This is a genomic window from Bacillus sp. MAG717A, assembly GCF_036884855.1.
Classification (GTDB): domain Bacteria; phylum Bacillota; class Bacilli; order Bacillales; family Bacillaceae; genus Bacillus; species Bacillus safensis.
Window position 1 is genome coordinate 35,868 of record NZ_CP145733.1, and the last position, 22,350, is coordinate 58,217.

23 protein-coding genes are annotated in these 22,350 nt (G+C 41.7%); 3 read left to right on the forward strand and 20 right to left on the reverse strand.

Going from position 1 to position 22,350, the window contains the following annotated elements; translation table 11 throughout:
* The first annotated feature begins 103 nt into the window (after positions 1–103).
* A complete protein-coding gene (gene ylbJ / locus V6Z54_RS00165) occupies positions 104–1,312 on the forward strand; it encodes a sporulation integral membrane protein YlbJ (RefSeq protein ID WP_305960431.1) in 1,209 nt (402 codons plus the stop codon).
* A 13-nt stretch (positions 1,313–1,325) separates the two neighbouring features.
* Here the strand turns inward: ylbJ and coaD are convergent, their stop codons facing one another.
* The 9 genes from coaD to V6Z54_RS00210 all read right to left on the reverse strand — a co-directional run bounded on the left by coaD (position 1,326) and on the right by V6Z54_RS00210 (position 6,384).
* Positions 1,326–1,808, reverse strand: a complete 483-nt coding sequence (coaD, locus tag V6Z54_RS00170) for a pantetheine-phosphate adenylyltransferase (protein ID WP_024426917.1) — start codon at positions 1,806–1,808, stop codon at positions 1,326–1,328.
* A gap of 1 nt (position 1,809) precedes the next feature.
* Positions 1,810–2,397, reverse strand: a complete 588-nt coding sequence (gene rsmD, locus V6Z54_RS00175) for a 16S rRNA (guanine(966)-N(2))-methyltransferase RsmD (protein WP_258954567.1) — start codon at positions 2,395–2,397, stop codon at positions 1,810–1,812.
* A gap of 280 nt (positions 2,398–2,677) precedes the next feature.
* Positions 2,678–2,950, reverse strand: a complete 273-nt coding sequence (locus V6Z54_RS00180) for a YlbG family protein (protein WP_003212137.1) — start codon at positions 2,948–2,950, stop codon at positions 2,678–2,680.
* Between the two features lie 65 nt (positions 2,951–3,015).
* Positions 3,016–3,465, reverse strand: coding sequence for a YlbF family regulator (locus V6Z54_RS00185; RefSeq protein ID WP_007499807.1), 450 nt, complete (start codon positions 3,463–3,465; stop codon positions 3,016–3,018).
* A 57-nt stretch (positions 3,466–3,522) separates the two neighbouring features.
* Positions 3,523–3,930, reverse strand: coding sequence for a hypothetical protein (locus V6Z54_RS00190; protein WP_073979455.1), 408 nt, complete (start codon positions 3,928–3,930; stop codon positions 3,523–3,525).
* 72 nt (positions 3,931–4,002) lie between these two features.
* On the reverse strand, positions 4,003–4,251 hold the full coding sequence (locus V6Z54_RS00195; protein ID WP_039178297.1) for a YlbE-like family protein: 249 nt from the start codon (positions 4,249–4,251) through the stop codon (positions 4,003–4,005).
* Positions 4,252–4,270: 19 nt separating this feature from the next.
* Positions 4,271–4,684, reverse strand: a complete 414-nt coding sequence (locus V6Z54_RS00200) for a YlbD family protein (protein ID WP_041084944.1) — start codon at positions 4,682–4,684, stop codon at positions 4,271–4,273.
* Positions 4,685–4,795: 111 nt separating this feature from the next.
* Positions 4,796–5,839: a CAP domain-containing protein gene (locus tag V6Z54_RS00205; protein WP_041084945.1), complete on the reverse strand. Its 1,044-nt coding sequence runs from the start codon at positions 5,837–5,839 to the stop codon at positions 4,796–4,798.
* Between the two features lie 122 nt (positions 5,840–5,961).
* Entirely contained in the window at positions 5,962–6,384 is a 423-nt protein-coding gene (locus V6Z54_RS00210) for a CBS domain-containing protein (RefSeq protein ID WP_075612378.1), read from the reverse strand.
* 161 nt (positions 6,385–6,545) lie between these two features.
* On the opposite strand from V6Z54_RS00210, the gene V6Z54_RS00215 reads away from it, so the two are divergent.
* A complete protein-coding gene (locus V6Z54_RS00215; RefSeq protein ID WP_024426911.1) occupies positions 6,546–6,911 on the forward strand; it encodes a YugN family protein in 366 nt (121 codons plus the stop codon).
* A 69-nt stretch (positions 6,912–6,980) separates the two neighbouring features.
* Here V6Z54_RS00215 and ctaG read toward each other — a convergent pair whose 3' ends face one another.
* From ctaG to cyoE, 6 genes are all read right to left on the reverse strand, one after another.
* A complete protein-coding gene (gene ctaG / locus V6Z54_RS00220; protein ID WP_338527581.1) occupies positions 6,981–7,859 on the reverse strand; it encodes a cytochrome c oxidase assembly factor CtaG in 879 nt (292 codons plus the stop codon).
* Positions 7,860–7,889: 30 nt separating this feature from the next.
* A complete protein-coding gene (ctaF, locus tag V6Z54_RS00225; RefSeq protein ID WP_024426910.1) occupies positions 7,890–8,219 on the reverse strand; it encodes a cytochrome c oxidase subunit IVB in 330 nt (109 codons plus the stop codon).
* A 2-nt stretch (positions 8,220–8,221) separates the two neighbouring features.
* Complete coding sequence (gene ctaE, locus V6Z54_RS00230) at positions 8,222–8,845, reverse strand: cytochrome c oxidase subunit III (protein WP_087977219.1); 624 nt, start codon at positions 8,843–8,845, stop codon at positions 8,222–8,224.
* Positions 8,842–10,713: a cytochrome c oxidase subunit I gene (gene ctaD, locus V6Z54_RS00235; RefSeq protein ID WP_039178285.1), complete on the reverse strand. Its 1,872-nt coding sequence runs from the start codon at positions 10,711–10,713 to the stop codon at positions 8,842–8,844. Before ctaD ends, ctaE begins: the two co-directional genes overlap by 4 nt.
* 175 nt (positions 10,714–10,888) lie before the next feature.
* The gene (gene coxB / locus V6Z54_RS00240) at positions 10,889–11,956 is read right to left on the reverse strand and encodes a cytochrome c oxidase subunit II (RefSeq protein ID WP_041084948.1); all 1,068 of its coding nucleotides are present in this window, start codon (positions 11,954–11,956) and stop codon (positions 10,889–10,891) included.
* A gap of 279 nt (positions 11,957–12,235) precedes the next feature.
* The gene (gene cyoE, locus V6Z54_RS00245; protein WP_034281660.1) at positions 12,236–13,153 is read right to left on the reverse strand and encodes a heme o synthase; all 918 of its coding nucleotides are present in this window, start codon (positions 13,151–13,153) and stop codon (positions 12,236–12,238) included.
* 393 nt (positions 13,154–13,546) lie between these two features.
* Here cyoE and V6Z54_RS00250 point away from each other — a divergent pair, with 393 nt between their 5' ends.
* On the forward strand, positions 13,547–14,470 hold the full coding sequence (locus tag V6Z54_RS00250) for a heme A synthase (RefSeq protein WP_041084950.1): 924 nt from the start codon (positions 13,547–13,549) through the stop codon (positions 14,468–14,470).
* A 38-nt stretch (positions 14,471–14,508) separates the two neighbouring features.
* Here V6Z54_RS00250 and V6Z54_RS00255 read toward each other — a convergent pair whose 3' ends face one another.
* The 5 genes from V6Z54_RS00255 to glsA all read right to left on the reverse strand — a co-directional run bounded on the left by V6Z54_RS00255 (position 14,509) and on the right by glsA (position 22,327).
* Entirely contained in the window at positions 14,509–15,945 is a 1,437-nt protein-coding gene (locus V6Z54_RS00255) for a deoxyribodipyrimidine photo-lyase (protein WP_338527582.1), read from the reverse strand.
* A 100-nt stretch (positions 15,946–16,045) separates the two neighbouring features.
* Positions 16,046–19,492 (reverse strand): pyruvate carboxylase, encoded by a 3,447-nt coding sequence (gene pyc, locus V6Z54_RS00260; RefSeq protein WP_338527583.1) that lies wholly within the window; start codon positions 19,490–19,492, stop codon positions 16,046–16,048.
* 79 nt (positions 19,493–19,571) lie between these two features.
* A complete protein-coding gene (ftsW, locus tag V6Z54_RS00265; protein WP_338527584.1) occupies positions 19,572–20,783 on the reverse strand; it encodes a putative lipid II flippase FtsW in 1,212 nt (403 codons plus the stop codon).
* Positions 20,784–20,993: 210 nt separating this feature from the next.
* Entirely contained in the window at positions 20,994–21,275 is a 282-nt protein-coding gene (locus V6Z54_RS00270) for a YlaN family protein (protein WP_003212509.1), read from the reverse strand.
* A 122-nt stretch (positions 21,276–21,397) separates the two neighbouring features.
* Complete coding sequence (gene glsA / locus V6Z54_RS00275) at positions 21,398–22,327, reverse strand: glutaminase A (protein WP_034281651.1); 930 nt, start codon at positions 22,325–22,327, stop codon at positions 21,398–21,400.
* Positions 22,328–22,350 lie beyond the last annotated feature (23 nt).

The window sequence follows — 22,350 nt, forward strand, 5'->3', positions numbered from 1 at the left end:
TGCCCCTACTGCTCGTATAGTAATAGAAGACAGGCTCGGCTAATTTCTTTTTCTACAATCACGAGCTCGCCAATAGATCATAACAGCAAGGGGCGAAATCTCCATGAAAAAATGGAACACTCTGTTCATCGCTGCTTTTTTTATTTTTTTAACAGCCACTGTGATTACACACCCACAAGCCTCTTTGCAAGCGTCAAAAAATGGACTTGCAATGTGGTGGGAGGTTGTATTTCCATCATTGCTTCCTTTTTTTATTTTGTCCGAGCTATTAATTAGTTTTGGGATTGTCAGATTTGTCGGGGTATTATTAGAGCCATTTATGCGCCCCATCTTCCGGGTGCCAGGTGTAGGCGGATTTGTCCTAGCAATGGGAATGGCTTCAGGGTTTCCTTCCGGTGCGAAATTAACGACAAGACTGAGGCAGGAAAGGCAGCTGACGCGGATCGAAGCAGAGCGTCTCGTTTCCTTTACAAATTCATCGAATCCATTGTTTATTTTCGGTGCGGTGGCTGTTGGTTTTTTTCATCACCCAGCTTTAGGCATTGTATTGGCAAGCGCACATTATTTAGGGAACCTTGCTGTTGGTGTGACGATGCGGGGATATAAAGCGCGGCATGATGCGCATCTAAGAAGCCGCAAGAAATTTTTAATCCCGCCGTTTAAAGAGGCTTTCAATGCTCTTCATACAGCAAGACTCGCAGAGAAAAGGCCGCTCGGCCAAATTTTAAGTGATGCAGTCATGTCATCCGTCCAAACACTCTTTATGATTGGCGGCTTTATTATCTTATTTTCTGTGTTTAGCAAAATGCTGTCAGTTGTCCATGTGACAGACCTTTTATCCATAGGGCTCGGATATATGCTGCAAACGATGCATCTTCCGCCAGAATTAGACCTTGCCATGATTGCCGGTTTATTTGAAATCACATTAGGGAGCCAGATGACGGGGGCACAGGAAGTCACCCTTCTCGCTAAAACCATTGTCGTCAGCTTTATTTTAGGATTCAGCGGGTTTTCTGTTCAAGCCCAAGTCGCCGGCATTCTAGCGGCAACCGATATCCGCTTTAAACCGTTTTTCTTCGCCCGTTTGCTTCACGGGATTTATGCAGCTGTTTTTGCCTTTTTATTATTCAGGCCTCTTTATGTCTCTCGATCAGACATCGCTCTCCCGGCGGGTGCCTTTGATGCAGGCCAGCAGGTCGTCATGTTCAGCAGCGTGCTTTGGAATCAGCTTGTGACAGCTGGTCCTTTGATCACACTTTGCAGCTTGATTGTGTATATCGCGCTATACTATCGGAAATTAAAAAATGGATGAGTGCCAGGTGCACTCATCCATTAAATTTTTCCTTCAGCGCTGCTTCTACCTCTTTTGGTACAAGATCTTTGACTGCCCCATGATATTTCGCTACTTCTTTGACAATGCTGGAGCTTAAGAAGGAATATTGATTGTTGGTCATCATAAAAAACGTTTCAATTTCATCGTCTAACACTTTGTTCATTGAGGTGCCTTGCATCTCATACTCAAAGTCCGTCACAGCCCTTAGTCCGCGTAAAATAACTTTGGCTTCTTTTTGTTTCGCGTAATCAACGAGCAGGCCGTGAAAGGATTCAACTTTGATATTTGGCAGCTCCTTCGTCGCTTGGCGAATAAGCTCACACCGTTCTTCAACAGTAAATAATGGTTTTTTAGATGAATTATTTAATACACATACATACACTTCATCAAAAATCTTTGCACCTCTTTTGATGATATCCAAATGCCCCAATGTGACTGGATCGAAGCTGCCCGGACAAACGGCTATGTTCCCCATATTAATTTCCCCGCTTTCTATAGATCGTAATACCAGTCAATCCGTACAGTTCCTGTCTTGTAATGTGAAGTTGTCCTGCTTCTTCTGGCAGCTTCACATCTTTGTCGTGCTCACACACGATCACGCCGTCATCTGTTAACAAGGCGTGCTCGTCAATCATTTCAAGAAGTACTTTTAGCTGTTGATCTTTATAGGGCGGATCAAGGAAAATGGCTTGAAAGGATTCCTCTCGTTTCACAACAGCTGCGAGTGCACGCTTTGCTTCATTTCGAAACACTTCACTTTGATCCATTAGCGACAATTGATTCAGGTTGCCTTTAATCGTCTGAATCGCCTTCATATCTCGATCAACAAATATGCAATGATCGAATCCTCTAGAAAGCGCTTCAATTCCTAAACCACCGCTTCCTGCAAATAAATCAAGGGCCCATCCGCCATCAAAATACGGGCCGATCATATTAAATATCGATTCTTTCACTTTATCTGTCGTCGGTCGTGTTGATTGACCTGGTACCGCTTTAAGTGTGCGGCCTTTTCTCGTTCCAGAGATGACTCTCATTTTCCCACCACTTTTTCTGCTTGCTTCTATTGGTCATTGTTTATGACAAAAAATTCAACATTATCTTACCACATCACTCCTCGAGGAACAATGCGCGGATTTTCATTCATTTTCTATGTATAGATCAAGAAATCCGGGGTCATACTACTTATAACAGCATCTGATGTGGTGCTGTTGCCAACCGCGGAGAAGACTTACGTTTCCCCATAAGTTCTTCCTCCGGTTTCTCCTCTCCCTTTGCCTTCTCCTTAATGAATCATTAAGAATAGAAGGACCCCGCGGGTGATGCCGCGGGGATTTTTTTGTGTCTTTAAAAGCCCACCTTATAATCATACTCTTTTGCTTTGTCCAATTTGGACTCGTACTCTAACTTAATAAAAGGTTTATATGAAGGCTCAACACGTTTCACAAATGGTAACGAGCTAAGCTTAGCCATATGGCGCTCAAGATCATTCATATCACAATAGATCACCGCATATTTCATTTTCCTTGAAATATAGTGAACATTCCCGAATTTTCTTAGCGCTTTTGACTGCTTTAACGAATGCAGCCAGACGACCATCCCTTGACGTTTGGTTTCCATCTTTTCACCTGCCGCTTTTCAATTCTTTTCATTTATTATGTAAAAGACGAGACATTCAAGTCTCGTCAAGATACTTTACAGCCGCAGCTGCCACCTGATCCACAGCCACCGCCGCATGATGATAGACCATCAAAATATGGGTTCCCTGTTGGAACTTTAATATATGCTGATACAGCTTGACCGATTTCAATACTAATCTCATCTAAGATGGATTGAATCGCTGTTTCTGCTTTTTTGAAATCAACCACTGTATCGTGAAGATCTAGCTTTCTTTTGACCTCACGCATTTCCTTTGAGATCGTTCTATAGTCCGGATGGTATTTGCCGAACCGCTGCACATCCTCATATTGCTCTTTTACTTTTGTAAAATGGGCAATAATTTGTTGGGCTTCTTCGTCTTGCTGGAGACGCTTAAAGCAGTTGCGGTAATGTTCAGCCTCCTCCGACTGAAGAATCATGGCAGCCAATTGATTTGCTTCCTCTTGGAGCTCCACAGATTCGATTGTCGCATACATAAATGTTGCACCTCCAATTCATAGTTTACCACGAAACCTATGGATCAGAAAATGCTTTTACGTGACAAATACATCCCATGTTTCTCTTTTCTGTTTATATTCTGGATGACGGGAATTCAGCACAACGGTCATTTTATGCTTTCCTTTTGAAAGATGCTTGACCACAAATGCCGCAGTATACTCATTCCCTGCACGTTTCCCGTCTACATACACTGTGAAATATCCCGCCTTCTCGTTCTTTTTTAGACGCTCTGGCTGAAGATGAAAATCTTGAAGTGTACTTTCTATATAGACAGACGATCCCTGCACTTTGTATTTCAAAAAGCCTTGCTGTTTCATTTCGCTTTGGGTTTGCTGCATGACTGGTAATGCTGGGTCTTGCTTGTTCACTTGCTCTTCTCCATGTTGACTTTGACACCCGGTAACAAGAAAAAGCAATGCGCCTATTGACAGCATCCATTTCATCATCTGATTCTCCTTTCATCTACTTTTATAGGATGCTCAGGAAATAGACATCTTAATCAACTCAAAAAAGCCTCAACCGGCTCCATTTTGATTGCGCATTGCTTGGAACATTTGAATCATCATTTCAGCCATTTGGACGCTATTGCTCAACTGACTTACACGATGAGGAATGGTTTTTTCGTAAAAGTTCATTTTATCTAATTCAAAGGACGATAGATTTTCAGGATGTCGCGTCAGCTGTCTGTACCAGAGAGGACGCTGCCTTATGAATTTGATTCGATCCTCTTCGGCCATGACAAATTCCTGTACTTCTTTTCGCACCAGAAGCATCCCCTTTCACTTAATCTTTCCTGAAGGAGAATGGGTGCTGACTGCCTCCAGATGAACCTTTCTTTGAACCATTGGATGAAAATTGGCCGAGTAAGCTTTGTAAAGAGGAAATAGACTGGCTCATTTTGTTAATCTGTTCATTCATTTGATCAGCGTCCATTTTTTTCACAGCAGAAACCATTTTAGACATAAAATCTGCTTTTCCTGCTTCACTTGGCTTAGAGGCTTTTTCTTCTTTAGCGTCTTCAGATTTCGTTTGCCGGTAAGGTGACCACATTTCATCTTCTTCACCAAACATGACCCAATTCTCGTAGACACTTTGCCAGCTTTTTTCTTGCGTTTGCACTTCTTGAATTAACTTCGGATGGCGTCTGACGAATTGTTTAAATTCATCAATGGATGTTTGTTTTTGCTTGTTTGTCATATCCTCACCCCCCATACAAATGCCTACTATACTATATACACCAGCATCTATTTTGGTGAGCCTCTTTTTAAACATCAAAAAAACAGCTGCGACTTATGCAGCTGCTTTCGTTTAAGATGTTTTCTTGATGAAATTCTGGGTGTAATATTTTTCTTTCACCCCTACGCCAAGATGCGTGTAATCTTTATTTAATAACGCCTTCCTGTGACCTTCACTATTGAGCCAGCCCTCTACCGCTGCAGGTCCATCGACATAGTTATAGGCAATGTTTTCACCTGCGAGCTGAAAGCCCACCTCGCCTCTTTCTAACCGATCTTTCAGCGTACCGTATTTTTTAGATTCATGGGAGAAATAATGATTCTCTTTCATGTCCTCACTATGCATAAAAGCCACTTCAGAGGTTTCATCATCCCACTTTAAGATCGGCAGGTTGTACTTATGGCGGATAATATTGGTCATATCAAAAATTTGTTTTTGACTGGAAGCCTCGATATCTTTCCACTTTTCGCCTGATATCGGCTCAGGTTCTACCAATTGACCTCGGTAGACCACCTCATACGGCTTTTGTTTCACAAATGTATCTGCGTTGAAGGCCCTGATACTTGAAAGGGTGCTTTCAAACTTATCCATGTAAAGCTGAACATACACATCATCTCCCACTTTCACAGTGGGTCTTGTATTCATATCATCTTCTGAGAATTCAAAGCGGTATGAATTTTGTTCATCCTCTACATGAATGTAAGGTGCAATTTGTGTTTTCTTAAATACTTCACTCGTGGCTTGACCGATTTTAAATGGTTCAACATTCAGTCCGTCTCCTGTTGCAAACAAGGTCACCACTTTACTATCCTTTACCCCTACTTGAATATAGTGCTTCTTCGATTGGTTGTAAATCCACCAGTCATAATCATATGCGGAAGGATCAATGCGATCTGGTTCTCCCAGCTGTTTAAGCACTTCGTTTGAAGATTTCCCCATAAAGGACATGAGCCCCTTCTTTGGGATATTGATCGGCTTATCGCTAGATGTTTCTTCATTAGACACCTTCGGTTCATTGCTGTTTTCTTTTTCTGGTGAAGATCCATATTGAATAAACAGAACGTACGTTCCAGATATAATCAGGAGGATGAGGAGTGTTTTGAGCACAGTTTTCAAATAAACACCTCCGTTAAATTGGCAAGGTACAAAAAGTACCTTCTACTGTCATTTAAACAAAACTTGCTCCATTTATCAACGACAATACAGCCTATTTAACACGAATTTAAAATATGCCCCTCTTAATGAAGAAATCCTTGCCCATGATTTTGATCCTGTTGAGAGATTTCTGTCAGTGCCTCTCCCGCGCGATCATTTGATAAATCTTCGACTGATAAATCTCCAAGAGCGACAATCCCTGTTAATGCGCCGTTTTTTACAACGGGAATGCGGCGGAGCTGATGCTCTGACATGAGTCGGACAATTTCTTCAAGTGTTGCATCTTCTTCAGCTGTTAGTACTTCCTTCGTCATCAGCGAGCCCACTTCCTGTGAGTTTGGCTTTTTTTCTGCAATGCCTCTGAGCACAAGGTCACGGTCTGTCACTATTCCAACGAGCTGATCTCCGTCAACCACTGGAATGGCACCGATATCAGCATCTCTCATTTTGACTGCTGCTTCATACGTATTGTCATCTTGCTGACATGTCACTACTTTTTTTGTCATAATATCTTTGATTTTTTTCGTTTTCACGTTGATTCCTCCATCCGTTATTTTCTTTATTACTGTAACCAGCTTATAAAAGAACATACCTTTCACAGTTGAAAGTTTAACGCTTTCATACTATGATTGTCAGTAAAGGGAAATTTTATAAGGAGGGGTTTTGGGTGAAGTTTGAAGGTACGGGGATTGAAGAGGTATCAGCTGACTTAAATAAATTAGATTTCATTATGGAAAGTGAAGGATTTGTACGAGCCGATCAATGGGATTATGAGCGTGTGACGTACGACAGAAAGTACAGCATGGTAGAAGGAACCTTTTATTTACGAATTTCCGGCTACGCCACCGAAGGAGATGTCGGTGCCAAAAAGGCACACATCCAGCTTCTAACACCATTACTTGGAAAACACTATTATCCACATGGCGTTGAATATGGCGAAGGCGAAGAATTCCCTAAGTCTCTCATCCAATCAAGCAAAAAAACACTTGCACAGCTGAAGGAAAAACTAGAAGCCATGACGGCTGAAGCATAAAACAAAGGGCAAAAATATCTTTTAGCCCTTTTTCTAAGATGAAAGCACAGCCATCTGGCTGTGCTTTTTTTATTCATATTTCGGAATAAGCGCATCTGGTACGGCATCTTTCGCCCTTTCTTTTCTTGCCCAGTCAAAAAAGACAACAGCAAGAATAGAGCCGTACACAATCTCCTGAATAATTTTCATCAAAATGGCTCCTAGCTGCTGGTCCTCTAGCAGCGGCAAGGTGTGGAACATTTCAGGGCCAGTGAGAGCAAGGCCTGCAAGCATATCACTTGGCACACATAAATGCAGTGCTTGTATCCATGCACCTGCATTAGAATAGGTTGCATAGATCGGAGCCTCACTAAACATGATAAGTGCACAGGCCGGAGTCATCAATATCCCGTCTGCCATGATATATCCAAGCTTCAAAATGCCTGTGATCTGCGGCAGACTTTGAACTTTATGGACAAGCGGCCACCACATGAAAAAGGCAGCGATAAAAATAACAACCGTCATCAATGCATGGTAAAACGGATCTGTTTTCACAAAATCAAACACAAGTGGAATGTGATACAGCGAAAACAAGCCGTTAAACCCAAGCAGTGCAATTAAAGGCTTGGAAAACAAACGGAAAACGGCTTGAATACCTGGTGTTTGAATGATCCGCTCCCAGATGGCTGCAGGCAATCCTGTAATAAGGAGAGGCGGGATAACTAAATAGAGCACTGCCATTTGCGCCATATGTGCACTAAACATAATATGCCCCATTAAATCAATTGGGCTCCCTTTCACAGCATATAATAGAACAAGCCCGGTCAGAAATAACGTTTTCTCTTTCACGGTCGCACGGTGCTTCCCCTTTGTCACAAGAAGCAGATAAAGAGCAGCTGCTATCACAATACATGTCAAATAATAAGGGCTCCATAATGCCCGAAATCCGAATATTTCTAAGTTTTCCATTGCTGCGCCTCCTTCAAGGGCAAAGCGGGTTTACCACCATATAATGGTCAAAAAGGCTAATACGGTAATAAACGCAACAAACACACCTGAGTATAGAAACAAGGCGGGTGTTTCATGCCCTTTTTGGTTCATGTGCATAAAATAATAAAGCTGAAAAGCCACCTGAATGCCTGCAAGCAGTAAAATAAACGGTACAGCGAACCAGTTTCCAACGTCTTCTGAGGCGATCGTTAAAAACGCAACAAATGTTAATCCAATCATCAAGCCGAAAGAAATGAGCTGATGCTTCATTTCTTCGGCATTTTTCTTTTTACGATATACAAGGTCGACTTTGGACTGATTTGTGTTTTTATTTCCCATTCTTATCCCACCATTCCCATTAAATATACAACGGTAAAGATGAAGACCCACACAACATCAATGAAGTGCCAATAGAGACTTGCCACATAATATTTCGGCGCATTGTATAAATCAAGTCCGCGTCTCATATTTCGGATCATGAGAGCGGTAATCCAGCAAAGTCCGAAGGCAACGTGAGCTCCGTGAGTTCCTACAAGTGTATAGAAGGAAGAACCAAGAGCTGAGCTGGTAATCGTAAATTCATACGCATGCACGTAGTGATAAAACTCATAAATCTCAACCCCTAAAAATCCAGCACCTAAAAGGACCGTGATACCAAGCCAAAGCTGCATCTTTTTAAAGGCAAAGTTTTTCATATGATACATGGCATACACACTCGTTAAACTGCTCGTTAATAGAAGCATTGTGGCAATAAAGACAAGTGTGAGGTCAAACATATCAGTTGTTTTTGCTCCGCCTGCATTTGAGTTTTTCAGCGCCAAATACGTGGCGAAAAGCGATGCAAACAGAACGGTTTCTCCTCCAAGAAACAGCCAGAACCCGACAAACTTATTCTTCCCTTCTAACGTGGCTTTCTCAGGAGAAGCCGGAAAGGTTTCCGCCGTCATTTTTTGTGGTTCCATTATGCTTTCACCCCTTTATCATCGTCGTCGGTCAAATCTTCTTTGTGAATATGGTATCCATGATCATCTTTCAGAGACCTAACGAGCATGGTCGCAAACGTAATACCAAGACCAATGAAGATCACTGGAAGCCCCCAGTCGTGCTCTTGACGATACATGAAACCAAACGCTGACACAAATAGACCGAATGAGATAATGACAGGCAAAATGGAGTTATTCGGCATGTGAATATCATCGAGCGGTTCAGATGCTGTCATTCCTTTTTTACCATCCATTTTTTCAATCCATAATGGATCTAGTCCTCTCACAAGCGGAAGCTGTTTAAAGTTGTATTCTGGCGGAGGCGAAGACACTGCCCATTCAAGTGTTCTTCCATCTCCCCAAGGATCGCTCGATACACGCTCCCCTTTTGCTGTTGTCCAGATGATATTAATCAGCATGATCACAACAGCTACAAACATAAACAGTGCCCCAATCGTACTGATCAAGTTCCCAAGCTCGAGACCCTGACCTGGCAGGAACGTAAAGACCCGGCGCGGCATGCCCCATAGACCGAGAAAATGCTGGATAAAGAAAGTTAAATGGAAACCGATGAAAAACAGCACAAAGCCAATTTTTCCAAGTTTCTCATTCAGTATCTTTCCAAACATCTTCGGCCACCAGTAATGCACACCTGCTAAAATACCGAATACAACCCCGCCGATAATGACGTAATGGAAATGCGCCACAACAAAATACGTATCATGGAACTGATAATCCGCTGCAGCTGCCGCAAGCATGACTCCGGTTACCCCGCCAAGTAAGAACGACGGAATAAAGGCAACAGAATAAAGCATCGGCGTTGTAAACTTCACATTACCGCCCCATATCGTGAGCAGCCAGTTGAACACTTTAATTCCTGTTGGCACCGCAATTGCCATGGTCGCTACGGCAAAAATCGCATTGGCGATAGGTCCAAGCCCCGTTGTGAACATGTGATGCGCCCACACCATGAATCCAAGGAAACCAATCAATACAGTAGCAAACACCATGGACGAGTAGCCAAACAGTCTTTTTCTTGCAAACACTGGAATGATCTCAGAGAAGATTCCGAATGCCGGCAGGATCAAGATATATACTTCTGGGTGTCCGAAAATCCAGAACAAATGCTCCCAGATGATTGTATTTCCTCCAAGCTCTGGATTGAAAAAGCTCGTGTCAAACATTCTATCAAGCATCAGCATCGCAAGCCCTGCTGTCAGCGGCGGGAATGCGAATAAAATAAGTGCGGAGGCGACAAATGTCGTCCAAGTAAAGAGCGGCATTCTCATATACGTCATACCAGGCGCTCTCATATTAATAATCGTTGCAAGAAAGTTAATCCCGGCAATCAGCGTACCAATACCCGCTATCTGCAAACCTAAAATATAGAAATCCATTCCATGCCCTTCTGAATTCAGCGTGAGCGAAGCGTATGCAGTCCAGCCTGCATCAGGTGCTCCACCCATAAACCATCCAAGGTTTAAGAAAATTCCTCCGAAAAAGAATAACCAAAAACCAAGTGAATTCACAAACGGAAATGCTACGTCACGTGCACCAATTTGAATTGGTACAACCGCATTCATTAATGCAAATAAAAGCGGCATAGCTGCCAGGAAAATCATTGTCGTTCCATGCATCGTCATGATTTCATTGTAAACCCCTGCACTGACAAAATCACTTTCAGGGATGGCTAGCTGAATACGGATAAACATCGCTTCGATTCCGCCAACCAAAAAGAAAAATCCCCCTGCCACTAAATATAATATGGCAATTTTTTTGTGGTCAACCGTTGTCAAGTAATCCCATAAGACAGCGCCAAACCCCCGCTTTTTAGCTATTGTACTCACCATGAAATCCCCCTCTTATCTCCCATTTGCCCCTTTTCATATAGATGTCTTTCTTAACGATCCTTTAAACAGACTATGTCTGACAGATGACGACTTCTCGGTTGTAGAGACATATTCGGGAGCTCTTAACAAAAACTTCACATCGATCACATACCCTCTTGCATATCTGCTCTAGTTGTTACTCGACTTTAAGACCTTTTAAATACTCGTAAAGTGCATCTGCTTCTGAGTCATTTAATTTAGGGTACGTTCCTGTCATCTTATTCCCTGGTTTAAAGCTTTCTGGATCTTTCAGCCATGCTTTCACATTTTCTTTGTTCATGTCTTTGATTCCAGCTACTTTCGTCCGCTCTCCGAAGGTCGCAAGGTTTGGTGCTGTCCTTGCTGCTTCCGGCCGTTCGTCACCAGGCTCTACTGCGTGACAGCTCAAGCAGTTTTTCTCTTTAAATAGCTTTTCACCCTCTAAAGCGAGATCTTTTGTGGATTTAGGCTTCTTGTAATCAGCCATTTTTTTCGTCCATCCTAAAAACTCATCTTGAGAAAGCGTTTTAACTTTAAAGTCCATTAAAGCATGTGACGGTCCGCAAAGCTCCGCACATTTCCCGTAGAAATATTCCCCTGCATCTTTCGTTCGTTTCGAGTCAAAGGTTAAATAAAATTTGTTCTCATTTTCTGTGTTTGTATCAATTTTACCACCAGCCGATGGAATCCAGAATGAGTGTTTGACATCGGATGCTTTCAGCTTAAAGTACACCTTTTGATCTGTTGGTACGATCAATTCCTGACTTGTGACAATCCCATAATCAGGGTATTCAAATTCCCACCAATATAAGCTTGCTCTTACATTGACAACAAGTGTCTTTTCAGGATCTCGTTTTTTCTTATCCATAGCGCTTGTATCCCCTAGTTCAAGCGTGTATGCCACAACAGGTACAACGAGAATAATGAGTAGAAGAATCGGAATCGCTGTCCATGTGATTTCTAGGTTGCGGTTCCCTTCCACCTGCTTTGGAATCGTATCTTCTCCCACTTTAGAACGTTTGAATTTAATGATGACGTAAAAGAAAATGATCGATACAACAATGACGACAAGAACCATAATGAGTGTACTCAGTACCGTTAGGAAAAACTGTTTATCTGCTACTTCCCCAACTGGCTTGAGTGTTGATAAGTATGGTTCACCACAGCCCGCTAAAACGAGCGTCAGTAAGAGAAACAGTGAATAAACACGCCATTTTCTTATCATAATTTGTCCCAACCCCTTTTGCTTGATCTCCTTTGCCTTTCGCTTTTTACCTCTTATTTATAAAATCACTTCTCACCCATCGATAACCCCCGCCTCTTATAAAAGCACTTACATTTCCTCTTTTCATAAAAAAATGATGTTTTTACTCAAAATACCATCTATGTATAAACAGAAAGCCGCCTAAATAGAACTGAATATCAGGCGGCTTTCATAGTTGTTAGAAAATGTTGTGTTATAAGATATAGCCATTGTTTTGATGTGATCAAAGTGTATTTTACTCTAGAATAGTGTAATAATAATCATCGCTACGAAAAAGATAGTTAAGTAGTTTAATGAATAAACGAACATGAGTGTTGACCACTTCATGATGTCTTTCATTTTAAAGCCCATAAGGCCAATAACAAGCCATCCAATATTAAGCAGTGTACCAAGTGCGACAATCGGCCATCCTAATCCACCTAAGAAAAATGGAAGTGGAAGAAGACATGCTGTCCAAATGATGATCTGGCGTTTTGTGACTTCAAAGCCGTAAACAACTGGCAGCATTGGAATGCCCGCCTTACGGTAATCTTCCGTTTTCTTAATCGCAAGTGACAGGAAGTGCGGGATTTGCCAAATGAACATAATCATAAACAAAACCCAAGCCGTTGTATCAATTGTTCCTGTGACCGCTGTCCAGCCGATTAATGGCGGAACCGCACCAGATACACTTCCGATAACTGTATTGATGGTGTAATGGCGTTTAGACCACATGGTGTAAAGAACCGCATAAGTAAAGACTCCAATAAATCCAATCACTGCTGATGTAATGGTCGTCATCAGAAGCATAATAAGTCCTAATACAACAAGCAAAATGCCAAATGCATACGCTTGCCCCGGCTGAATTTTACCTGTAACCGTCGGTCTTGTTTTTGTTCTTTCCATTAATATATCAATATCACGGTCAAACGCATTATTAATCGCGCATGAACCGGCAATAATAAGAGAAGAACCAATCATTGTTAACAGCACAATATCAAGATTTCCAAGAAAACTCATACCTGTAAAATAAAAAGCAAGCCACATTCCAGTAAATGTCGTAATGAAATTGGAATTGACGATGCCCATTTTAATCAGAGCAAGAAAATCTTTCCACGCTGTTGTTTCTTCTATTTGTCCATGAATAGCTGCTTCCGCGGCTGTTTTGGAATTTGCCAATGTGTATAACCTCCCTTGCCCAAACCTTCAAACGAACGAATGACACGTAAAATCATTACAACTCTATCATACAAGATAAACAGCTGTAAAAAAACATCCTATTAAATAATAAACGACAAACTTGAAGTTATTTGTGAACTTTTCGTGAATTTATTAGGATATATGTGTGTTTCAGAAGGTGGTGCAAAATGAAATATTCTCTCCTCTATTTCTATCAGACTGTCAAAGAAAGATCAAGCACTCTAAATCTGTAAACTTTGTGAACTAACATATCATTTTTTTGTGAACTTTGGTCATTATGAATTGCAACAGAACACGCATTTGGCTTAAACTTGAGAGCATGTGAGGTTTTCATTTACATCAGAAGTTTTTTAGAGAAGGTGAAATAATTTGATGAAATTTGCTTTAAGGCTATTGAGCGTGATCACAACGTTTGTGATGCTGATCGTACTGATTGGCGGTGCGCTTGTTACGAAAACCGGTTCGGGTCTTGGCTGCGGTAGACAGTGGCCCCTTTGCCACGGTCGTTTCTTTCCTGAAATGAACCCCGCTTCCATCATCGAATGGAGTCACCGCATGTCAACAGGGGTTTCCACCATTCTTGTTCTGGCACTGGCGGTCTTATGCTGGAAAAAAATCAGTCCAGTATTCCGTGAAACCAAATTTTTGGTCATCATGTCCATTATATTCTTAATGCTTCAAGCGCTGTTAGGAGCTCTTGCCGTCGTATTTGGTTCTAACGCACTTGTGATGGCACTGCACTTCGGTATTTCACTCATTTCATTTGCTTCAGTATTACTGCTTGCCCTTCTTGTCTTTGAAGCAACCAGATCTGAAACAAAGCTTGTGAAGCCGCTTCATATTGGCAAAAAAATGCAGTTCCATATTTATGGGTTGATCACGTATACGTATATCGTGGTCTATACGGGCGCTTATGTGAGACATACAAAGTCAAGCCTTGCTTGTTCTGTCTTCCCGTTTTGTTCAAAAGACGGTGCACTTCCAACGTATTTTAATCAGTGGGTTCAAATGTCTCACCGAGCAGCAGCACTTCTTTTATTCGTCTGGATATTTGTCGCTATGTTCCATGCCATGAAACATTATAAAGAACAGAAGCAGCTGTATTATGGATGGATCATCTCTGCCATTCTGATTACACTTCAAGCCATTTCAGGTGTGATGTCTGTTTATTCTCAGCTTGCACTTGGTTACGCGCTGGCTCATTCATTCTTTATTTCTTGTTTGTTTGGGGTACTATGCTACTTCTGCTTACTTATTGCCCGGTTTAAATATGAAAGCAAAGAGCCATTTAAATAAGATTTGTATCCCCCAATCATGCCGAGAGGGGGATTTTTTTATTGTTGTTTAGCTTCTTCGAATAGCGAGATGGCTTTTTTGCGTCTTTCCCCGTGATCAACTGTTGGCAGCGGGTATGTATCCCCTAGTACACAGCTCGATTTCAGTTGTTCATCGATCGGCAATTTACTTGGTTCATGAATCCATTTTTCATCGACATGCTTAAGCTCTGGTACATATCTTTTAATATATTCCCCGCTCGGATCAAATCGCTTTGACTGAGTCGTTGGGTTAAAAATACGGAAGTACGGTACGGCATCTGTCCCAACAGAAGCTGCCCACTGAAATCCTCCGATATTCGAAGCCTCATCATAATCCACAAGCTTTTTTGCAAAATACGCTTCTCCCTTTCTCCAATCAATCAAATAGTCCTTTGTTAAAAATGAGGCGGTGACCATTCTTAAACGGTTATGCATCCAGCCTTCCTCATTTAACTGCCGCATCCCTGCATCAACGAGGGGAAAGCCTGTTTCACCTTTACACCATGCGTTAAACAGCGTCTCATCTTCATTCCATTTCATTCCTTGAAACGCCGAATTAATTTCTTTTTCTTTCATCTCTGGATAATGAGCATAAATCATATGGTAAAAATCTCGCCATGCCAGCTCTTTGATAAAGGTTTCTCTGCCCTCGTCTTCAAACAGCGCTTCCTCATGAACCGCATGAAAGATCGTTCGAATTGAGATGGTCCCTGTTTTTAAGAATCGTGACAGCTTGCTCGTTCCAAAAACAGATGGAATATCTCTTTTCTCATGGTAACGCGCTAGTCTTTTTTGAATAAAGTCATGCAGCGTGTTCATCGCTTTGTGTGAGCCAATTTGATCAAATTTCCTTGAGCATCTCTTGATCATGCTGCGTAGTTTGACGTTTCCTTTGTGCGAAAGTGACTCATCACAAATCGTATGAGCGCTGCTGAGAAATGATTTGTCAACTTTTATCACAGGCTGCTTCTCTTGCTTTCGCCATGATTGATAGTATGGAGTAAACACTTGATAATGAGTGCCATCCGCTTTTAAAATATCTTGCGCCCCGTGAAGATGAGTATCTTGCCATTTTGACACATGAATGCCCTTCTTTTCTAAAAAAGCGGTTACGTGATGGTCACGCCTTTGTCCGATTCCCACTTGATCTTCATTAAAAAAGACAGCTTTGATGTCATACACATCGATAACTTGCTGAAAGGCGCGCAAGACATCGTCATGGAGAAGGTGAACATACATTTGAGATTCTCTTGCTTCCCTGATGAAATACGCCAAGTTTTGAAAAAAATGTTCGTTGTTTAAATCGAGGTCCATTTCAGTAAAAAATGGATCTAGATGATAAAGAGCAAATAATTTGTACTCGTGTTTTTTTGCATATGTGATCGCTTTTGATAAGGCGATATGATCATGTAATCGCATATCCCGGCGAAACCAAATCACAACAATTTTGTCCAACCTTCTTCACCTCACTCTATAGTGTAATCACTCTCACTTGCTGCTGCACATTTTAATGCGCTCAAAAAAAAGACACATCACGGTGGATGTGTCTCACTTCTTATTCAGGCTTTAATACAATGAGCAGATCACCGGTTTGAATTGGTTCTCCATTTGTCACATGTATTTCATCTACGACCGCAGAAAATGGGGCTTGTACAGTCGTTTCCATTTTCATGGCTTCATTGATCATCAAATGCTCGCCTTGTGAAATTTTCTGCCCTTTTTCCACGAGTACTTTGATGACAGTGCCTGGCATCGATGCGGCGATGTGATTTGGATTCGAGCGGTCCGCCTTCATTTTTTCTTGAACGGAGGATTTGATGCTTTCATCCTTAATCACCACTTCACGCGGCTGACCATTTAACTCAAAGTAAAGAACTCTTGTAGCATCTGGATTCGGTTCACCAATTGATACGAGTTTGACAATTAGGGTTTTTCCTTTTTCGATTTCTACCTCAATCTCTTCTCCGAGCCTCATCCCGTAGAAGAACGTTGGTGTATCAAGAACAGAGATGTCACCATAGCTTTCTGCTGTTTGGACAAATTCAGAAAAGACTTTCGGATATAAGGCATACGCAATTGCGTCTTGCTCTGTTAACGTCAGGTCATGAGATTCTTTGAACTGCTTCTTAATGTCTTCAAAGTCCACTGGCTTTAGCTTTTCACCAGGTCTGACAGTAAGAGGCTCTTCCCCTTTTAAAATCAGCTTTTGTAGTTTTTCTGGGAATCCGCCATGCGGCTGGCCTAAATAGCCTTTAAATAATTCCACAACAGAATCCGGGAAGTCTAGTGTTGCTCCTTTTTCATAGACATCTTCTTCTGTTAGATCATTTTGCACCATATAAAGTGCCATATCTCCAACTACTTTAGAGGATGGTGTTACCTTTACAATATCACCAAACATGTCATTCACACGTCTGTACATTTCCTTTACTTCATTCCAGCGTTCGCCAAGCCCGACACCTTTCGCCTGCTGCTGCAAGTTACTATATTGACCGCCAGGCATTTCATGCTCATAAATTTCTGTATGAGGCGAATTCATGCCGCTTTCGAATTCATGATAGTATTTTCTGACGGAATCCCAGTATTGACAAAGGCGTTCGACAGATTGGACGTTCATGTCTGGCTTTCTTTCATGTCCATCTAAAGCATAATAAAGTGAGCTTGCACTTGGCTGCGATGTGAGTCCTGCCATAGAGCTGACGGCAACATCCACAATATCAACACCTGCATCAATCGCCCTTGCATAGGTGAACAGTCCATTTCCACTCGTGTCATGCGTATGAAGATGGATAGGGATTGTAAGCTCATCTTTTAAAGCAGAGACTAGCTCATAGGCTGCCTGCGGTTTTAATAACCCCGCCATATCTTTAATACCTAAAATATGTGCGCCGGCAGATTCAAGCTCCTTCGCAAGAGATACATAGTACCTAAGATCATATTTTGGACGAGACGGATCAAGGATGTCCCCCGTATAACAAATGGCCGCCTCTGCCACTTTGCCTGATTCCCGAACAGAATCAATGGCAAGCGTCATGCCTTTGACCCAGTTCAAGCTATCGAAAATACGGAACACGTCAATGCCTGCCTCGGCAGATTCTTTTACAAATGCTTTGATCACATTATCCGGATAGTTTGTATATCCGACAGCGTTTGATGATCTTAATAGCATTTGGAACAGTGTGTTTGGCACTTCTTGACGAAGCTCTTTCAATCGTTGCCAAGGATCTTCTTTTAAGAAACGGTACGCAACATCAAATGTAGCCCCGCCCCACATTTCCATACTAAACAGCTCTGGCCATAAACCTGCTGTTGGCTGGGCAACTTTCTTTAAATCATGAGTTCTGAAGCGTGTCGCAAGCAGAGACTGATGCGCATCTCTAAAGGTTGTATCAGTTAAAAGGACGTTATTTTGTTCTTTCACCCAGTTGGCAAGTCCGTCAGGTCCATGCGTATCTAACAATTGTTTTGTCCCAGACGGGATCTCTTGATTGAGAGGAAGCTTCGGTACGTCTGGCTTGTCAAAATGAGGCTTCTTTTTCTCAGCAATACCAGGGAACCCATTAATGGTAACGTTACCAATATAAGTTAACATTTTCGTTCCGCGGTCTTTTTGCTTAGGGAAATTAAATAGCTCTGGCGTTGAGTCGATAAACGATGTATCGTATTCTCCTTTTAAGAACTTCTCATGCTTAGCTACGTTTTCAAGAAATGGGATGTTTGTTTTAATCCCGCGAATCCTGAATTCTTGTAAATTTCGGACCATTTTAGCAGCCGCTTGATCAAATGTGAGCGCCCATGTGGACAGCTTGACCAATAGTGAATCGTAATAAGGTGTAATGACCGCACCTTGGAAACTGTTCCCTGTATCAAGACGTACACCAAATCCCCCACCTGAACGGTAGGCCATAATTTTTCCTGTGTCTGGCATAAAGTCATTGAGCGGATCTTCTGTTGTGACCCTTGATTGAATGGCAAAGCCGTGTGTAAAGATATCTTCCTGCTTTGGAATACCAACTTCTTTGCTGTGAAGGTTATGCCCCTTTGCAACAAGAATTTGGGTTTGGACGATATCGACACCTGTGATCATTTCTGTGATCGTGTGTTCTACCTGCACCCTTGGATTAACTTCAATAAAGTAAAACTCTCCCTTTGCAACAAGGAATTCTACAGTTCCAGCATTAATGTACGATACATTCTGGGCCAGCTTGACAGCTGCTTCGCAAATGTCTTCACGCAATTGATCTGTTAGAGACACACTTGGCGCCACTTCAATGACCTTTTGATGCCGCCTTTGAACAGAGCAGTCACGCTCATATAAATGAATGATATTGCCGTGATTGTCACCAATCACCTGCACTTCAATATGTTTTGGATTCTCAATCAGCTTTTCAACGTATACTTCGTCATTTCCAAAAGCAGCTTTTGCCTCTGACTTCGCACGGTCATAGGCTTCCTTCAGCTCTTCTTTTGATCTGACAATCCGCATACCACGGCCGCCGCCGCCTAGTGAAGCTTTAATAATAAACGGGTAACCGTATTCTTCACCGAATTTTTCGACTTCTTCGACCGAATCAACTGGTCCGTCACTTCCTGGAATGACTGGAATACCAGCTTTTTTCGCTTCTTCTCGCGCCTTTACTTTATCTCCAAACATATCTAAATGCTGAGAAGTTGGACCGATAAATTGAATGCCTTCCTCTTCGCATCGTCTTGCAAAATGAATGTTTTCGGATAAAAATCCGTAACCTGGATGAATCGCATCCACGTCATTTCGTTTTGCAATTTCGATGATCCCCTCGATATCAAGGTAGGCATCAATCGGTTTTTTCCCTTCTCCAACTAGATATGCTTCATCTGCTTTATAGCGATGATAAGAGCCAGAGTCTTCTTTGGAATAAATGGCCACTGTACGTAAGTTGAGCTCCGTACAGGCCCTGAAGACTCTGATAGCGATTTCCCCTCTGTTTGCAACTAGAACCTTTTGAATTGTTCTCTGTGACATTCTCACTCCTCCATATCCCTTAAAATTTTATATGTACTCTATAATAAAGGAAGAAATGAAAACTGTACACTTTTGTTTTCTAAAAATTCAAAGTTTTCTGCAATCCATTTTTTTCAACCGATGGTTTGCTCAGTGATTTTTTCTTTTTGTAACGCTCTTTATATTCAGTAAACATGCTGATATTCAGCAGCATTCCCATACAGATGCTAAGTAAAATGATAGACGATCCCCCGTAGCTGATAAACGGAAGTGTCACCCCAGTAATTGGAATAAGACCTGAAACACCGCCTAAATTGATACAAGTTTGGATCGCAATCATGGAGGAAATTCCTATTGCAAGCAAACTTCCAAACGGATCTTCACACTTTCTCGCAATATAAAAACCTTTCACGACGATGAAACCAAGAAGAGCGAGAACGAAAAATACGCCGAAAAAGCCAAGCTCTTCTGAGATAATTGCCATGATAAAGTCTGTGTGCGGTTCTGGCAGATACCCGTACTTTTGAACGCTTTCTCCTAGACCGAGTCCAAAAAAGCCGCCTGATCCAATGGCATAATATGAATTAATCAATTGATGCCCAGTAGCCCCTGCATCTTTAAATGGATCTTGGAAACTCTCAAAACGTCCGAGACGATTTTGCGTGAAAATTTTATCCCAAAAAAGAATAATAAATGGGGTCACGACGACCATTACTGCACTAAATAGCGCGAGCAGCTTCGCTAGCGTTTTGCCGCTAAAACCTGAGCATAAAATCATCGCAAGGGCAATCATGCCAATGATAAAGGCTGTCCCATAGTCTGGCTGCAAAATGATAAATCCGCACAGGATAGAGACAATCACGATCGGAGGCGTAACACCTCGTAAAATATGATCAATATAATGCTGCTTTTTGGCATACACCGCAGCAAGATAGATGATGACGACAATCTTCACAAATTCAGCTGGCTGAAGACTAAAAGGTCCTAATTTGATCCAGCTTCTTGCGTTCCCTGCAATATGACCGCCAAAATACACATAGATGAGGGAAAAAACTGAAAGCAGCAGCATACCAATCTGGAATTTCTTATTTGAAAACAGCTGATATGGAACTAATGCTGTAAAGATCAAGATGGCTGCTCCAACAATCATAAATAAGAGCTGTTTCTTAAAAAAGTTATCTGGCGCGGCATCGTATCTGATAACAGATGTAATCATACTTGAGCTATACACCATAACCAAACCGAATGCGCTGATTAAGATAATGGCGAACAATAATGAGTAGTCATACGATTTTAGCATTCTCTTTAACATATAATCCTCTTCCTAACGTCTGTTTCTACTGCTTGATATCTTCTTAGCTGTTCTTATTCTACTACATTTTCTCCGTTTGATCCCGTTTTACCTCTTTTATATTGTTCGTCATTCATGAAAGAATCAAGTCCGTTTGCCGTTAATCCATCAAAAGAAAATAGAGGACAAAAAAACTCAAACTTGTGTTGTGGAAGTTTGAGTTTTTAATCATTATTTTTTTGTGAACGCATCATGAAGTGCGGAAAGCTCTCTCTCAAGTTTATCGAGTAGTTTTTTGCCTTCATGTTGATCAACTAATCCAAGCCGGACAGCGAAATCAATTTCTCTCGATAATCCGAACATTTGAGTATCTAAAACCTCTTCATAAAGAGGACATTGCGGCATCGTTAAGTTGTCCATTTGCACTTGGATCAATTTTAAAATTTTATCTGCATCCAATTTTAATAAAGCCAGTGCTTTTTGCCGATGATCGACTAAAATTTCTGACGCCAAAAGTATCCCTCCGTTCCCCAGGCGAGTACCTAATTCTTCTATTTATCATAAAGCGAAACGCCCAAAATTGCAAGCAGATTTGTACAGTTCGCTTTGTAAAAATAAAAAGAAGACATTCATCATTAAAAGATACTCATCTCATATTTTTCACTCATGAGCTCAAGCAGCTTAATCCCAGCAATGCTATTCCCTTTTTCATCCAGTGCAGGACCAAAAATTCCGATCCCAAAATCATATGGAGCCGCTCCCATAATCCCACCTGAAACACCGCTTTTAGCTGGTATGCCGATATTAATGGCAAACTCCCCGCTTGCATTGTACATGCCGCACGTCACCATAAAGGTTTTACAAATTCTAGCGACATCTTTTGAAAGAATTTGCTGCCCCGTCTCTGGATGTCTGCCATCTAATGAAAAAACACAAGCAATTTTCGCCAAATCTAAGCTGTTCATCATGATGGCACATTGTTTCGTATACACGTCCATAACCTCTTCTACGTTCCCTCTAATAATATGATATTGCTTCATATAATAGCACATAGCCCGGTTAATCATTGATGTCTCAAATTCGGATGCGGCTGTTTCCTTGCAGTATGTAATGCTTTTATCATTTGCAAGCTCTCTAATAAAGCCAAGCAGACGGTTTAGCTGATCTTGCGGCGTCGCGCCTCTTATTAAGCTTGTGACTGCAAGCGCTCCTGCATTAATCATTGGATTCAGCGGCTTATTTGGACTTGCTGTTTCCAGCTTAATCATTGAATTAAACGGGTCACCTGTAGGCTCTTGTCCAACAAATTGAAAAACTTTTTTTGGCCCTTCTTCTGAGAGTACGAGCGCAAGGGCTAATACTTTTGAAATACTTTGCAGGGTAAAGCGTTTATCTACATCTCCTGCCGAGTGGCAAGTATTACTCACATGGTACACAGCCACAGATAAATCCGTCTGATCCGCTTTGGCGAGAGCGGGAATATAGGATGCTACTTTGCCATCTTTGGCCACTTTTTTTGCTTCTTCTACAAATCGCTGAAGCTCTTCATTGTCGCGACATGCCATGCCCAAAATCCTCCCTATCTTTC

What these genes read in the sequence shown, in the direction of transcription:
- V6Z54_RS00185 (WP_007499807.1), bottom strand. Translation starts at nt 3,465, where the DNA reads ATGTATGCGACAATCGAATCTGTGGAGCTCCAAGAGGAAGCAAATCAA.
- ctaD (WP_039178285.1), bottom strand. Translation starts at nt 10,713, where the DNA reads ATGGTGAGTACAATAGCTAAAAAGCGGGGGTTTGGCGCTGTCTTATGG.
- glsA (WP_034281651.1), bottom strand. Translation starts at nt 22,327, where the DNA reads ATGGCATGTCGCGACAATGAAGAGCTTCAGCGATTTGTAGAAGAAGCA.
- V6Z54_RS00180 (WP_003212137.1), bottom strand. Translation starts at nt 2,950, where the DNA reads ATGGAAACCAAACGTCAAGGGATGGTCGTCTGGCTGCATTCGTTAAAG.
- V6Z54_RS00190 (WP_073979455.1), bottom strand. Translation starts at nt 3,930, where the DNA reads ATGAAATGGATGCTGTCAATAGGCGCATTGCTTTTTCTTGTTACCGGG.
- ftsW (WP_338527584.1), bottom strand. Translation starts at nt 20,783, where the DNA reads ATGTTAAAGAGAATGCTAAAATCGTATGACTACTCATTATTGTTCGCC.
- ylbJ (WP_305960431.1), top strand. Translation starts at nt 104, where the DNA reads ATGAAAAAATGGAACACTCTGTTCATCGCTGCTTTTTTTATTTTTTTA.
- ctaG (WP_338527581.1), bottom strand. Translation starts at nt 7,859, where the DNA reads ATGGAAAACTTAGAAATATTCGGATTTCGGGCATTATGGAGCCCTTAT.
- V6Z54_RS00210 (WP_075612378.1), bottom strand. Translation starts at nt 6,384, where the DNA reads ATGACAAAAAAAGTAGTGACATGTCAGCAAGATGACAATACGTATGAA.
- V6Z54_RS00250 (WP_041084950.1), top strand. Translation starts at nt 13,547, where the DNA reads ATGAAATTTGCTTTAAGGCTATTGAGCGTGATCACAACGTTTGTGATG.
- ctaF (WP_024426910.1), bottom strand. Translation starts at nt 8,219, where the DNA reads ATGGGAAATAAAAACACAAATCAGTCCAAAGTCGACCTTGTATATCGT.
- pyc (WP_338527583.1), bottom strand. Translation starts at nt 19,492, where the DNA reads ATGTCACAGAGAACAATTCAAAAGGTTCTAGTTGCAAACAGAGGGGAA.
- coaD (WP_024426917.1), bottom strand. Translation starts at nt 1,808, where the DNA reads ATGGGGAACATAGCCGTTTGTCCGGGCAGCTTCGATCCAGTCACATTG.
- V6Z54_RS00200 (WP_041084944.1), bottom strand. Translation starts at nt 4,684, where the DNA reads ATGACAAACAAGCAAAAACAAACATCCATTGATGAATTTAAACAATTC.
- coxB (WP_041084948.1), bottom strand. Translation starts at nt 11,956, where the DNA reads ATGATAAGAAAATGGCGTGTTTATTCACTGTTTCTCTTACTGACGCTC.